The sequence below is a fragment of the Brevundimonas diminuta genome, from assembly GCF_039673845.1.
GTDB classification, from domain to species: Bacteria; Pseudomonadota; Alphaproteobacteria; order Caulobacterales; family Caulobacteraceae; genus Brevundimonas; species Brevundimonas diminuta_E.
The window spans coordinates 147534-160959 of sequence record NZ_JBDJMK010000001.1 but is presented as its reverse complement, the minus strand read 5'-3'; the positions used below and the strand labels follow the sequence as shown (position 1 = coordinate 160959).

Genomic DNA, 13426 nt, shown 5'->3' with positions numbered 1-13426 from the left:
GAACATAAGCAGCACAGCGCCCAAAGTCAGTCCCATTCGCGCGGTCCGTGTCCGGAACCCCGTCAAGGGCGCTCCGTTCCCTTTGAAACCGGCCATCAAGGGAGGATGTCTGATGGCGAAGATTTCCCGTGGCGGCGGCCCGCGCGGCCTCGCCTTCATTATCGGGGCGCTGGTGATGCTGGTCGCGGTGCTGGCGTGGTTCCTGTTTGGTCGGGGCGAGCCGACCGCGCCGCAAACGCCGAACCTGGACGTGGACATCTCCGCCCCGTCGCCGCGCCTGCCCGATGCGCCCGATCGACCCGCGCCGCTCGAACTGCCCAAACCGGCCGCGCCGCCCAGAGTGGCCGAGGGCTGAGGCGATGAAGGTCGCCCTCAAGCGCGTCTATGAGCCGCCTTCGCCAACGGACGGAACGCGCATCCTTGTCGACCGCCTGTGGCCGCGCGGTTTGAGCAAGGACAAGGCCCGCATCGATCTGTGGCTGAAAGAGATCGCGCCCAGCACTGAACTGCGCCGCTGGTTCGCCCATGATCCGGCGAAGTGGGCGGAGTTCCAGCGCCGCTATCGCGCGGAGCTGGACGTAAACGCGAGCACTGTGGCTGAACTGAAGGCCGCGCTTGCCGATGGCCCGGCGACACTGGTCTATGGCACCAAGGATGAAGCGCACAACGATGCGGTTGTGCTGGCGGCTTATTTGGCCGGACCCTGACCCTTTAACCGCTCATCCCGGCGAAGGCCGGGATCCAGACACACACATCGGTGACGAACGATAGCAACTGCGGAATGGCCAGAGTTGCATCATACAATCTGGGTCCCGGCCTTCGCCGGGATGAGCGGAGTGCAGATTATTTCAGCCGATAGCTGATCGTCGTCACCACCCGCACCTTCTTGTTCGGCGTGCTGGCCTCATCGCCCGTGCCGTCGCGCGTCAGGATTTCGAACGAGCCCTGACCCGCCGTCTTGATCGGCCCCAGAGGCGCGCCGGAATCCTTGGCGAACTGTTCGGCGCCGCTTCGGGCGGCGGCGGTGGCCTCGGCGATCATGGCGGGCCGCACGTCGTTCAGCCTGGTGAAGATGTAGGACGGGCCGTTGAAGTCCTGCAGAACCACGCCCTGACGCACCAGATCGTTCAGGTTGCGCGTCGTCGTCTGCACCCGATCCACATCCGTCGTACGCACGATCAGCGTCTGCGTCAGGATGAAGCGCGGCCCGCCGCTCTGGCTCATATATTCGCGCGAGCGGGTGTCGGCGACGCCCAGCTGGCCCAGATCCACCGCGTCGTCGGGATAGCCCTGCGCCTTCAGGAACTGGCGCACGATGGCCAGATCGCCGTCGATGCGCGCCTGAACCTCAGACAGCACATCGCCCGAGGCGGTGAAGCGGATCGGCAGGACGGCCAGATCGGCCTTCACGTCCTTTTCCGCCAGACCGCGCACGGTGACCGACCGATCGCCCGCGCGGGCGTTGACCACGCCCTGACCGATCAGGGCGCCGCCGCCGATCAGGCCCACGGCCAGCAGACCGCCGAAGACGGCGGCGGGGATCAGGCGGTTGCGGTCGATACGGGTGTCGCTCATGGCGTCTTTTCTTCTGCAAAGCTGCGGTCGCCGCCGGTCCATTGCAGGGCCAGTATGCGGCAGGCGGAGGCGAGGGGGCGGCGGCCCCGCCAGTCGTCGATGCGGATCAGCAGGCCGGACCGGCTCAGCGCCAGTTCGGCCGCCACGGCGTCCAGCACGGCCCAGAACTCAGGCTCCAGCGCCACCGAAGTGGCGTGGCCGGACAGCAGCACCGATCGTTTGACGAGGCCGCTCAAGGGTTCAGCGTACGCCCACCATGACGATCTCGACGCTGTTCGGCGCGCCGCGCGTCAGCACCGAATGGCGCGTGTCCGTGGTGAAGCGCAGGGCGCCCGACGGGTCGCGGATTTCGGCGCGGGCGGCGTATTCCATACGGGTATCGATCTTGTCGTTCGGCACCGACAGGGTGACGGCGTAGGGCGGTCCGCGGCCGTCCAGCGGCTGGCTGACCTCGGCGAGGACGCGGGCGGGGGCGTCGGCGCGGCTGACGTCCTCGATCTTGACGGTCAGAACATGGCCCGGCGGCAGCATGATGCGCTCGCGATACAGGGCGCTGACCTGGACTTCAGTCATGTTGTTGGAAGCCTCAGGCAGGGTGGAGCAGGCGGCGGCCATCAGGGCCGGAGCCAGAACGAGAGGAGCAAGAAGCAGGCGCATCAGCTTATCCTTTATGAGCGGCTAGCTTAGCAGAACGCGCCAGCGTCACATATGGCTGCAACAGTTGAGAGACGGCGCAATAAAGCGGTGCTATCGCGGTTTTCCGTTTTCGTCCTGCCGAGTCTCCCTGCGTGCCCCAGCCCGAAGCTCCATCGCCCGAAAACGGATCATCCCGTATCGTATCTCCCACCTTGCTCGCTCTAGGCGGGGTCGGCGTCTGCGCCCTGATCTGGGGTACGACATGGTACGCCATCACCTTTCAACTCGGCGCTGTCGATCCGGTGATTTCGGTCGTGCTGAGGTTCGGCATCGCCTCGGCCCTCTTGGCGCTGATCGTCAAGGCGACCGGCGGGCGGCTGGCCCTGACGCGGGCGCAACATATGGCGGCGATGGCGCAGGGGCTGTTTTCCTTCGGCATCAGCTACGCCTTCGTCTATGCCTCGGAAGAGAAGATCGCTTCGGCTGTCGTGGCGGTGATCTTTGCGGCGCTGGCCTTCCTGAACCTGATCCTGTTCCGCGTCGCCTCGGGCCAGAAGGCCGCCGCCGCCGCATGGCTGGGGGCCGGACTGGGCGTGGTCGGCGTTGGCGTCCTGTCGGCGGGCGAGGTGATGGGCGCAGGTCTGGGCGTCCACGCCGTCGCGGGCGTCAGCTTCGCCGTGATCGCCGTCTTCGCCTCGGCCTTCGGCAACTGGTTCGCCTGGAGGGGGCAGCAGGCGGGCTCGCAGGTGCTGCCGTCCACGGCATGGGCCATGGCTTATGGATCAGGATCGCTGACGCTCTACGCCCTCGTCACCGGCGTGTCGTGGTCGGTGGCGTGGAGTCCAGCCTATGTCATTTCACTGTTGTATCTGGCGGTGTTCGGCTCGGTCATCGCCTTTGGCCTTTATTTCACCATCGCGCGGGCGAGGGGGTATGCGACCGCCAGCTACATCTCGGCCCTGACGCCGCCGATCGCCATGCTGGTGTCGGTGATGTTCGAGGGGGCGCGCTTCGGCGTGCTGGCCTTCGTCGGGCTTGCTCTGGTGCTGGCCGGGCAGGTGTTCCTGATCCGCGCGCCCAAACGTTCGGCGGCCTGATCAGGCGGGGCCGGTCACGACCGGCGCATCCGCCCGTGCGCCCCATTCGGCCCACGACCCGTCATAAAGCCTCGACGAACGCCCCAGCACGGCTAGCCCCAGCGTCAGGATCGCCGCCGTCACGCCCGAGCCGCAACTGGTGATGACGGGCCGCTCCAGATCGACGCCCGCCGCGCGGAAAGCCTCTTCCAGCGCCTGACCTTGTTTCAGCGTCCCGTCGGCGTTCAGCAGGTGGGGGAAGGGCAGGTTCAGCGCCCCCGGCATATGGCCTGCCCGCACGCCCGGACGCGGCTCGGCCGCTTCGCCCCGGAACCGCGCCGCACCGCGCGCATCGACCACCTGAAGCCCTTCGGTCAGCGCGGCGCCGACCTGCGCAAAGTCCGCCACCGAATCGACGTCGAACCGCGCCTTGAACCGTGCAGGCGAAGGCGTTTCGCCTGCGCCGCTTTCCAGCGCTCGCTCCTCGGCCTTCCACTTGGGCAGGCCGCCATCCAGCACGCGCACGCGCTTGGCCCCCATCGTCCGCAGCGTCCACCAGACCCGCGCCGCCGAGAACAGCCCCTGCGCATCATAGACGACGATGTCGTCGCTCTCCGCGACGCCCAGTGCGCCCATCGCCTCGGCGAAGGCGTCCGGCGACGGCAGCATGTGCGGATAGGGGCTTTCCCGATCCGACACGGCGTCCAGATCGAAGAAAACGGCGCCCGGCAGCCGCTCGCGCTCGAAATCTGCGCGCGCATCGCGCCCGTCCAGCCACCAGCTGGCGTCAATGAGGCGCAGGCTCGGCGCGTCCAGCTGCGACGCCAGGGCTTCGGTCGAGATCAGGGGCGTGTTCATGGCTTCAGCCTAACATAATCGCGCGAACGATGGTCAGGGCCTGAGTCGCCCGATAAGTTGCGAAAACCCATCCGCGACGCCACCTGTCCGACTGTAAAGTCGCGGCACAGGCCCGCGAAGCACAGTTGACCACAGTCGAAAGCGCCGCCGTGACCTCTCCGAACGCCGTCATCACCCTGTCCGAAGGTCTCAAGACCCCCGTCGTCATCGGCGGCGGCGCCCGCATCGTTTTCATCGCCGGCCCGTGCCAGATGCAGAGCCGCCAGCACGCACTGGAAACCGCCCATGCGCTCAAGGAGATCGGCGAGCGTCTGAACCTCGGCATCATCTACAAGACCAGCTTCGACAAGGCGAACCGCACCAGCGCCAGCGCCGCGCGCGGCATCGGCCTGAAGGACGCCATGCCGATCTTCGCCGAAATCCGTGAAGTCACCGGCCTGCCGACCCTGACCGACGTCCACTCCGAGGCCCAGTGCGGCCCGGTCGGCGAGTTCGTCGACGTGCTGCAGATCCCGGCCTTCCTGTCGCGCCAGACCGACCTGCTGCTGGCCGCCGCCGCTACCGGCAAGGCGATCAACATCAAGAAGGGCCAGTTCCTCGCCCCCTGGGACATGAAGAACGTCATCGCCAAGGTCACGGGCGCGGGCAACTCCAACGTCATGGCCTGCGAGCGCGGCGCCAGCTTCGGTTACAACACCCTGGTCAGCGACATGCGCGCCCTGCCGGTGCTGCGCGAAATCGGCTGCCCGGTGGTCTTCGACGCCACTCACAGCGTCCAGCAGCCGGGCGGGCAGGGCACGTCCTCCGGCGGCCAGCGCGAGTTCGTACCGGTGCTGGCCCGCGCCGCCGTCTCGGTCGGCGTCGACGCCGTCTTCATGGAGACGCACGAAGACCCGGACAACGCCCCGTCGGACGGCCCCAACATGGTGCCGCTCAGCCAGTTCGAGGCCCTGGCCGCCGAACTGATCGCCTTTGACGATCTGGCCATCAAGCTGGGTCACAAGGGGCCGATGGCGAAGACGGCGTGAATCCGCTAGTTCGGCGTCATGGCTGAACGTTCTCTTGATCTCGGCGCCCTGCAGTCCCTGCTGGAGCGCGTGCGCGACCTGAAGGTCGCCTGCGTCGGCGATCTGATGCTGGATCGCTATGTCTATGGCGAGGTCAGCCGCATCTCGCCCGAGGCGCCGATCCCTGTCCTGCGCGCGCGCCGCACCGTGGCCATGCCCGGCGGCGTGGGCAATGTGGCCCGCAACGTCGCGGCTCTGGGCGGTCAGGCCCGTCTGGGCGCCGTCGCGGGCGATGATGCGGCGGGCGCCGAACTGGCCGACCTGATCGCGGCCGAGGACCGGATCGAGGACGCCCTGATCCGGCCCGAGGGCGCCGCCACCATCGTCAAGACGCGCTTCGTCGCCGCGGGCCAGCAACTGCTGCGTCTGGACGACGAGGCCGCGCTCCATTCCGGCTATGCCGACAAGGCGGTGTTCCGGAGCGCGGGCGCCATCCTGCTGTCCGACTACGCCAAGGGCGTGGTGGACGACGGCGCCATTCAGGCTGCGCTGTGGGCCGGGGCCGAATACGGCGCGCCGGTCATCGTCGACCCCAAGGGCCGCGACTTCGCCCGCTATGGCGCGGTCGACGTCATCAAGCCGAACGCCAGCGAACTGGCGGGCGCCACCGACCTGCCGACCGAGACTGACGAACAGGTCGAGGCGGCGCTGGCCGCCCTGCTGGCTTCCACGACCGCCAAGGCCGTCATCGTCACCCGCGCAGGCAAGGGCATGACTCTGGCGAAACGGGGCGGCGGCGTCACCCACTTCCCCGGTCGTGCGCGTGAAGTGTTCGACGTGTCGGGCGCAGGCGACACCTGTCTCGCCGCGCTGGGCCTCGCTCTGGGCGCAGGCGCGACGCTGGAACAGGCGGTGCAGTTCGCCATCCTCGCCTCGGGCGTGGTGGTGGGCAAGAGCGGCACGGCCGTCGTCACCCCGGCCGAACTGATCGAGGCCGAGATGAGCCAGCACGCGGCGCTGGCCCAGTCCAAGGTCACGCCGCTGGACGAACTGGTCGATCAGGTCGAGGCGTGGAAGCGTCAGGGCCTGAAGGTCGGCTTCACCAACGGCTGCTTCGACATCCTGCACCGCGGCCACGTCGCCTATCTCAGTCAGGCGCGCGGCTGGTGCGACCGGCTGGTCGTGGCGCTGAATACCGACGCCTCCGTGCGCCGCCTGAAGGGCGAGGGCCGCCCCGTCAATGATCTGGACAGCCGCGCCGCCGTCATCGGCGGTCTGGCCAGCGTCGATCGCGTCACCGCCTTCGACGACCCGACCCCCATCGCCCTGATCGAACGCCTTAAGCCCGACGTGCTGATCAAGGGCTCAGACTACACCAAGGACAAGGTCGTCGGCGCCGCCGAGGTCGAAAGCTGGGGCGGTGAAGTCCGTCTGGCCGACTTCGCCAACGGCTATTCCACGACCAAGACCATCGAGAAGATGACTGGAGCTTCTGAATGACGCCTCGCATGATCGTTGTGACCGGCGGCGCGGGCTTCATCGGCTCCAACATCGTCGCCCGCCTGTGCGAGAGCGGCGCCTGGGACGTGGTCGTCTGCGACCGGCTGGAGACGGCCGATCTCGCCAAGTGGAAGAACATCGCCAAACACCCCATCGCCGACCTGTGGGCGCCGGAAGAGTTGTTCGACCAGTTGGAGCGTCACGCCGACCGCATCGAGGCGGTGATCCACATGGGCGCCATCTCCTCGACGACCGAGCCGGACGCCGACCTGATCCTGCGCACCAACTTCAGCCTGTCGCGCGACATCTGGGACTGGTGCGCGGTGCGCAATGTGCGGATGATCTACGCCTCTTCGGCCGCCACCTACGGCGACGGCGAGACCGGGTTCGAGGATCGCGACGATCCTGAGAGCCTGAATGCGCTGCGTCCGCTAAACGCCTATGGCTATTCGAAATATCTGTTCGACCAGTACGCCGTGCGTCAGGCCGATCGCGACGAGGCGCCGCCTCAGTGGGCCGGGCTGAAGTTCTTTAACGTCTATGGGCCGAACGAGGGCCACAAGGGCGGTATGAAGTCGGTCGTCGCCCAGATCTGGCCCAAGGTTCAGGCGGGCGAGACGGTCAGCCTGTTCCGCTCGCACAACCCGAACTACCCCGACGGCGGACAACTGCGGGACTTCGTCTTCGTCGACGACGTGGTCGGCATCATCCTGTGGCTGCTGGAGCGCGAGGATATCTCGGGCGTGTTCAACGCCGGATCGGGGCAGGCGCGCTCCTTCGCCGATCTGGCGCGGGCCACTTTCGCCGCGGCGGGCAAGGAGCCGTCCATTGCCTATATCGACATGCCCGAGGCGATCCGCGACCGCTATCAATATTTCACCGAGGCCAGCATGGATCGCATCCGCGCCCTTGGCTACGATGGTCAGTCGACGCTGCTGGAAGAAGGCGTGCGCCGCTATGTCCAGGACTTCCTGGCCCAGTCGGACCCGTACCGCTGATGTGGCCCCGGCTGACCTTTCGCCAGTGGGTCGGCTACACCGGCTTTGCGCTGATCCTGCTGCTGACGGCGGCGGTGGCGGTCTGGCGCGGCGACATCCTGCGCGCCGGGCTGGACCCGAAAATCCCGTTCCAGACCTATAAGCCGCCCGCCGCGCCCGACTACGGCGACAGGGCGGCATGGGCCCTTCTGGATGCGCGCGCGTCGGGCGCCGGTCCGGCCCATGTCTTCTTCATTCATTCCACCACCTATGACGGCGGCAGCGACTGGAACGGCGCCATCGACGACCGCCGCGCCCTGAACAAGCTGCGGACCGTGGTCCTGCCCAACCACGCTGGACCGTTCGCCGCTGCGGGCGATGTCAGCGCGCCGCTGTACCGTCAGGCCAGCCTCTACAGCCGCCTGACCTTGCGTGAAGATGCGCGCGAGGCGCGGTCCTTCGCCTATGGCGACGTGAAGGCGGCCTTCGAGGCATGGCTGGCCCGCAATCCCGACGGCCCGATCATACTGGCCGGGGTAGAGCAGGGGGCCGATCTGGCCGATCGCCTTCTGCACGAACGGATCGCCCGCGACCCGGCGCTGCGTTCGCGTCTTGTGGCTGTCTATCTGATCGAGGGCGTGACGCCCGTCAGCCGCTTCACCGACATTCCCCTGTGCGCCTCGGCCGATGAAACCGGCTGCGTCCTGGCGTGGCGCTCTGTCGAGCAGCACGCCGACGGCGAGTCCAAACGCATCCGTCGCCGCGCCCTGACATGGAACGAACGCGGCGCCCTGATCGAGGTCGGCGGCGCCCCCATCGCCTGCGTCAATCCTGTGAGCGGCTCGGTTGAGGCCCCTGTGTCCGATGCGCGCGAAAGCCGCGGCGCCACCAACGCCACCAATCTGGAATGGGGCGCCCGGCCCGCGTTCCAGCGCCGACTGGTCGCGGCCGAATGCCGGGACGGCATCCTGTGGCGTTCGCGCCTGAACTCGGAATCCTTCCGCGACGCCGGTTCATGGGCGGATCAGCGCAGCATACCGCCCTACAATCTGTTCTACGCCGATGTGGAGGCCGACGCCGTTCTGCGCCTGTCGGCCTGGACAGAGCAAAACGCGCCTTCACCGGAATAAGAACGGGGCGCTGTCCTGTTCAGACGGTCGCGATGTTCAGGGCCGCCATCAGGGCGTCGCGGATGGCGGCGTCGGTAAAGGGCTTCTGCACCGTCGGATTGCCGCGCCATTCATTCGGCAGGCCGCTTTCGCCATAGCCTGTCGAGAAGACGAAGGGGATGCCGCGCGCCTTCAGGGCCTCCGCGACGGGAAACACTTCCTGCCCGGCGACATTGACATCAAGAAGAGCGGCGTCGAGCTGCGCCTCCCCGGTGACGACGCGCAGGCCGTCATCAATGTTGGACTCCGGCCCGATGACCGTGCAGCCCAGATCGCCCAGAACCGCTTCCAGCAGCATGGCGACCAGAGATTCATCCTCCACGATCAGCACGCGGCGGCCTGAAAGGGCGTCGGTCATAGAATCTCCGTTTCCAGTTCCACGGGCAGGCTGATTTCGGCGCAGAATCCTTCTGGAGGATATGACAGATTTACGTCGCCGTGCAGATCGTGTCTCACATTGCGTTCAATCAGTCGTGTGCCGAAGCCGCGACGCATGGGTTCCGGAATGGGAACGCCGCCCACCTCGCGCCAGCAGATTTCGAGACGGGGCGATCTATGGTCGGCCAGACGCCACTCGACCTGAACGCATCCGTCGGCAGTGGACAGGGCGCCGTATTTGGCGGCGTTGGTGGCCAGTTCATGAAAGATCATGCCCAACGACACAGCCCGCGCCGGGGACAGATCGACGTGAGGACCATGCAGCGTCAGCCGGCCTAAGCCATGGGCCTTGATCTCATGTTCCAGAACGGAGCGCAGGTCGGCGCCTTCCCAGTGGCTGCGGGTCAGCAGATCATGCGTGTGCGACAGCGCCAGGATTCTGGACTGAAAGGCCTGTGCGAACGAGCTCGGATCCTCGTGCGTGCGCGCCGTCTGCATGGCGATCGACTGCACGGTCGCCAGGGTGTTCTTCACCCGATGGTTCAGCTCGTCGATCATCAGCTTCTGACGATCCGCGGCCAGCACGACGTCGGTGACGTCATGTCCCTGAACGAAGATGCCGATGATCTTCATTTCTTCATCGCGAATGGGCTGGTAGGCGAAGTCGATATAGCGATGGTCCATCGGACCGTCGGGCGTGTGCCGCAGAGTGAAGGCGCGCTGGCGGCCATACACGGGCTCGCCTGTCTCGAAGACGTCGTTCAGAAAATCCAGATGGCCCTGTTCCCCCAGCTCCGGCAGGGCCTCACGCACCGACAGGCCCAGAATGTCGCGATGGCTGACCAGGCGATAACAGGCGTCATTGCAGAACTGGATGATGTGCTCCGGCCCGTTCAGCACGGCGACGAAACCCGGTGCGTTCATCAGCATGTCGGTGATCTGCCGGTGCTCGGCTTCCAGTCGCTGATGGTGGGCTTCAATCTTCATGGCGCGCTGGAAGATGCCGCTTCTGGCGATGGCATCCAGAGCTGTTGTTGCATCCATCGGCAGATTTGAGCGATATGAATCGTCGCGATCTAGTCGGAACTGTATGACGTCAGTCACATCAGTACTGTCCTGCAGGATGTGTGTGACTTCGCCTGCCTCATCCTTGATCGGTGTATGCGTGCAGCTCCAATATCGGTCAACCAGGGTGCGACTACCATCCGGTTGAGGGCACAGCATGGGATGATGCAGCACAGCCAAATGGTCTGGTTCGCCGGTGCGGATCACCTTGTCGATTGATGCCCGCATTTTAGCACGTGCATTATGACTAAGCTCATCGTCTCCAGGCGCAAAGAAATCCAGCAGATGCTGTCCTACCAGTTCCTCACGATCACGCAGGATAACGCCTTGATAGGCTTTATTCATTCCAACGAACCGCATGTCACGGTTTATCAGCGCATAAGGGTTGGGAGAGGAGTCAAACGCCGCCACCAGATCAATTGTTTTGGCGACCCGCTGCAAATTCCATCCCCTTGTTCGCTGCGTCACTAACGCGCCACGCACTGAAACGGCGCCATTTCTTTCGCCGAAAAAAGTCGGTGTAAAGGTTAAAACCCTCGATGAGGAAACCTACGCACCTTGACGGCGCTCGCTTGAACGCGGCAGCCAGCGACCCTTACGGCATCATCACATGCCGCACATATGATTAATACGTTGCCGCTGGACATTAACCTTTTCGTGTGAAGCAAGCGCCCTCTGGAGGGTGTGCGTTCAGTAACGCCGAGGACCATAGTTATGGTCAGGCTTGTGACATGTCCCGCCATGCCTTCAGAGCGTCCAGCGCGCGGATGCTCTGCAGGCGCTTCTTGGCCCGGCCGCGTTCCTTGGGATGGATGCGCTTGCCGTCTTCATCGACCTTGGGCGCTTCCAGCGGCGGCAGCAGGCCGTAGTTGATGTTCATCGGCTGGAACTTGGAGCCTTCCAGATGGCCGCCGGTGATGTGCTCCACCAGGGCGCCCATGGCCGTTTCCGGCGGCGGCGGGGCCAGATCGCGACCCAGCGCCTGGGCGGCGGCCAGACGGCCGGTCAGCAGACCCATGGCCGCGCTTTCGACATAGCCCTCGACGCCCGTCACCTGACCGGCGAAGCGCAGGCGCGGAATGGCCTTCAGCCGCATCTGACCGTCCAACAAGCGCGGGCTGTTCAGGAAGGTGTTGCGGTGCAGGCCGCCCAGACGTGCGAACTGGGCGTTCTCCAGACCGGGGATCATGCGGAAGACGTCGGTCTGGGCGCCGTATTTCAGCTTGGTCTGGAAGCCGACCATGTTGAACAGGGTCCCCAGCGCATTGTCCTGACGCAGTTGGACAATGGCGTAGGGCTTGACCGTCGGGTTGTGCTGATTGGTCAGGCCGACCGGCTTCATCGGGCCGTGGCGCAGGGTCTCGCGGCCGCGCTCGGCCATGACCTCGATGGGCAGGCAGCCGTCGAAATAGGGCACGTTCTCCCATTCCTTGAAGTCCGCCTTGGGGCCGTCCAGCAGGGCGTCGATGAAGGCTTCGTACTGGGCCTTGTCCATCGGGCAGTTGACGTAGGCCGCCTTGTCGCCGCCGGGGCCTTCCTTGTCATAGCGCGACTGGCGCCACGCGACGTCGAAGTCGATGCTGTCGGCGTGAATGATCGGTGCAATGGCGTCGAAGAAGCTGAGCGATTCCTCGCCCGTCGCCTTCAGGATGGCGTCGGCCAGGGCGGGCGAGGTCAGCGGGCCGGTGGCGACGATGACGTTGTCCCACTCTTCCGGCGGGATCCCCGCGATCTCCTCGCGCACGATAGTCACGAGGGGGTGGGCTTCCAGTTTGGCCGTCACGGCGTCCGAGAAACCAATGCGGTCGACCGCCAGCGCGCCGCCCGCCGGCACCTGATTGGCGTCGCCCGAGGCCATGATCAGGCTGTCCAGCGCCCGCATCTCGGCGTGCAGCAGGCCGACAGCGTTGAACTCCCAGTCATCCGAGCGGAACGAGTTGGAACAGACCAACTCGGCCAGGCCCGTGGTGTGGTGGGCGTCGGTGCGCACCTGCTCCGGCTCATCCCGGCGCATTTCGTGCAGGATGACAGGCACTCCCGCCTGGGCGATCTGCCAGGTCGCTTCGGAACCGGCGAGACCGCCGCCGATGACGTGCACGGGGCCAGAGGCGGGGCGGGGCGTGGGGGAGGCGTTCGACATGGCGCCCTGATAGCCTCGCGGACGTCGCCTGTCATGCAGAGCGTGCGGCCGGGTCTGTCGCGGTGCGCCATTCACCGCTACAGGAGGCGACGGAGGCCGTTCATGACCCACGGATTTCAGATCGGAGAAGCGCTGGCGGAAGGATTCCGGCTGATCCGGAGGCGGCCGGGCCTGATCATGGGCTGGGGCGTCATCATGGCCCTGCCCATCATGCTGTCCCTGATCGTCCTGCTTGAACTGTTCAGGACGGTTGGCCCGGACGTTGTGTCTTCACAGGCGGATGCGTCTGCGGAGGCGCTGGCCGCCATGATGCGTTTTCAGGCCATGGCCATGCTGGTCAATGTCATACAGATGGTCGGTCTGGTGCTGGTCATCGCCGCCATCTGTCGCGCCGTGCTGTGGCCGGACCGTACGCCCGGCCGCTTTTTCGACCTTCGCGTCGGCATGGATGAGGCGCGCGTCGCCGTGGCGGGACTGGCCATTATGGCCGGCTGTTATGGCGTGATGCTGGTGGTCATGCTGCTGGCTTTCGCCTTCGGCGCGGCCTTCTGGATGGTGTCCGAAACGGCGGCCGTCGTCATGGGCGTAGTCGTCGGACTGGCGGGGATTGCGGGGATCGTCTGGGCGGCGCTGCGGACCTCGATGATCCTGCCGCTCAGTCTGGCGACGCGGGATTTCGCCTTCGTCTCCGGCTGGCGGATGACGCGAGGGCGCGTCTGGCTGCTGCTGGGTCTGTTCGTGGCGACCTTCTTCATCACCTTCATGATCCAATTGTTGTTCCTCATCGTGGCGGGCCTGATCGCCCTGGGCGTCAGCATTCCTTTCTGGCCCCAACTGGCCGCCTGGGCTGAGAGCGCGCAGGGCGGCGTTCCTGACTTCAGTCCCGGTCTGATCGTGACTGCGGGCGTCGCCGTCTTTGTCGGGGCGTCGGTCTATTACGGCGTAATGGCCGCCCTCTGGATCGCGCCGGGCGTTTCGGCCTGCCGTCAGATGCTGGCGACGCAAAATCGCGACGAAACCGGCGCTGCTGCGTTAAGCTGAGCGA

General features: G+C 66.0%; 15 protein-coding genes. 8 read left to right on the top strand and 7 right to left on the bottom strand.

Translation table 11 applies throughout. The features are described from left to right. Positions 1-112: 112 nt before the first annotated feature. Positions 113-355 (top strand): hypothetical protein, encoded by a 243-nt coding sequence (locus ABE454_RS00770; protein ID WP_346528047.1) that lies wholly within the window; start codon positions 113-115, stop codon positions 353-355. A 4-nt stretch (positions 356-359) separates the two neighbouring features. Continuing rightward, positions 360-707 (top strand): DUF488 domain-containing protein, encoded by a 348-nt coding sequence (locus ABE454_RS00765; RefSeq protein ID WP_346528044.1) that lies wholly within the window; start codon positions 360-362, stop codon positions 705-707. 136 nt (positions 708-843) lie between these two features. On the opposite strand, the gene ABE454_RS00760 is transcribed toward ABE454_RS00765, so the two are convergent. Genes ABE454_RS00760 through ABE454_RS00750 form a run of 3 tightly spaced genes read right to left on the bottom strand, consistent with a single transcriptional unit; the run spans position 844 to position 2232 of the window. Next, positions 844-1575 carry an SIMPL domain-containing protein gene (locus ABE454_RS00760; RefSeq protein ID WP_346528041.1) on the bottom strand — a complete coding sequence of 244 codons (732 nt, stop codon included), beginning with the start codon at positions 1573-1575 and terminating at the stop codon, positions 844-846. Further along, on the bottom strand, positions 1572-1811 hold the full coding sequence (locus ABE454_RS00755; RefSeq protein WP_346528039.1) for a ribbon-helix-helix domain-containing protein: 240 nt from the start codon (positions 1809-1811) through the stop codon (positions 1572-1574). The genes ABE454_RS00760 and ABE454_RS00755 overlap by 4 nt, the downstream gene beginning before the upstream one ends. A 4-nt stretch (positions 1812-1815) precedes the next feature. Beyond that, positions 1816-2232 carry a YbaY family lipoprotein gene (locus ABE454_RS00750; RefSeq protein ID WP_346528037.1) on the bottom strand — a complete coding sequence of 139 codons (417 nt, stop codon included), beginning with the start codon at positions 2230-2232 and terminating at the stop codon, positions 1816-1818. A 191-nt stretch (positions 2233-2423) separates the two neighbouring features. On the opposite strand from ABE454_RS00750, the gene ABE454_RS00745 reads away from it, so the two are divergent. After that, entirely contained in the window at positions 2424-3308 is an 885-nt protein-coding gene (locus ABE454_RS00745) for a DMT family transporter (RefSeq protein WP_346528035.1), read from the top strand. On the opposite strand, the gene sseA is transcribed toward ABE454_RS00745, so the two are convergent. Then, complete coding sequence (sseA, locus tag ABE454_RS00740) at positions 3309-4145, bottom strand: 3-mercaptopyruvate sulfurtransferase (protein ID WP_346528033.1); 837 nt, start codon at positions 4143-4145, stop codon at positions 3309-3311. Between the two features lie 125 nt (positions 4146-4270). On the opposite strand from sseA, the gene kdsA reads away from it, so the two are divergent. Genes kdsA through ABE454_RS00720 form a run of 4 tightly spaced genes read left to right on the top strand, consistent with a single transcriptional unit; the run spans position 4271 to position 8759 of the window. Further along, a complete protein-coding gene (kdsA, locus tag ABE454_RS00735; protein WP_430825321.1) occupies positions 4271-5173 on the top strand; it encodes a 3-deoxy-8-phosphooctulonate synthase in 903 nt (300 codons plus the stop codon). An 18-nt stretch (positions 5174-5191) separates the two neighbouring features. Beyond that, a complete protein-coding gene (gene rfaE2, locus ABE454_RS00730) occupies positions 5192-6652 on the top strand; it encodes a D-glycero-beta-D-manno-heptose 1-phosphate adenylyltransferase (protein WP_346528031.1) in 1461 nt (486 codons plus the stop codon). Beyond that, positions 6649-7650 (top strand): ADP-glyceromanno-heptose 6-epimerase, encoded by a 1002-nt coding sequence (gene rfaD, locus ABE454_RS00725; protein ID WP_346528028.1) that lies wholly within the window; start codon positions 6649-6651, stop codon positions 7648-7650. The genes rfaE2 and rfaD overlap by 4 nt, the downstream gene beginning before the upstream one ends. Then, positions 7650-8759, top strand: a complete 1110-nt coding sequence (locus tag ABE454_RS00720; RefSeq protein ID WP_346528026.1) for a DUF3089 domain-containing protein — start codon at positions 7650-7652, stop codon at positions 8757-8759. The genes rfaD and ABE454_RS00720 overlap by 1 nt, the downstream gene beginning before the upstream one ends. A 19-nt stretch (positions 8760-8778) precedes the next feature. On the opposite strand, the gene ABE454_RS00715 is transcribed toward ABE454_RS00720, so the two are convergent. The 3 genes from ABE454_RS00715 to trmFO form a co-directional block, all read right to left on the bottom strand. Beyond that, the gene (locus tag ABE454_RS00715; RefSeq protein ID WP_346528024.1) at positions 8779-9156 is read right to left on the bottom strand and encodes a response regulator; all 378 of its coding nucleotides are present in this window, start codon (positions 9154-9156) and stop codon (positions 8779-8781) included. Beyond that, the gene (locus tag ABE454_RS00710; RefSeq protein WP_346528022.1) at positions 9153-10682 is read right to left on the bottom strand and encodes an HWE histidine kinase domain-containing protein; all 1530 of its coding nucleotides are present in this window, start codon (positions 10680-10682) and stop codon (positions 9153-9155) included. Before ABE454_RS00710 ends, ABE454_RS00715 begins: the two co-directional genes overlap by 4 nt. A 277-nt stretch (positions 10683-10959) precedes the next feature. Next, positions 10960-12381, bottom strand: coding sequence for a methylenetetrahydrofolate--tRNA-(uracil(54)-C(5))-methyltransferase (FADH(2)-oxidizing) TrmFO (trmFO, locus tag ABE454_RS00705; protein WP_346528019.1), 1422 nt, complete (start codon positions 12379-12381; stop codon positions 10960-10962). Positions 12382-12483: 102 nt separating this feature from the next. On the opposite strand from trmFO, the gene ABE454_RS00700 reads away from it, so the two are divergent. Next, positions 12484-13422, top strand: a complete 939-nt coding sequence (locus ABE454_RS00700) for a hypothetical protein (RefSeq protein ID WP_346528017.1) — start codon at positions 12484-12486, stop codon at positions 13420-13422. The last annotated feature ends 4 nt before the right edge of the window (positions 13423-13426 follow it).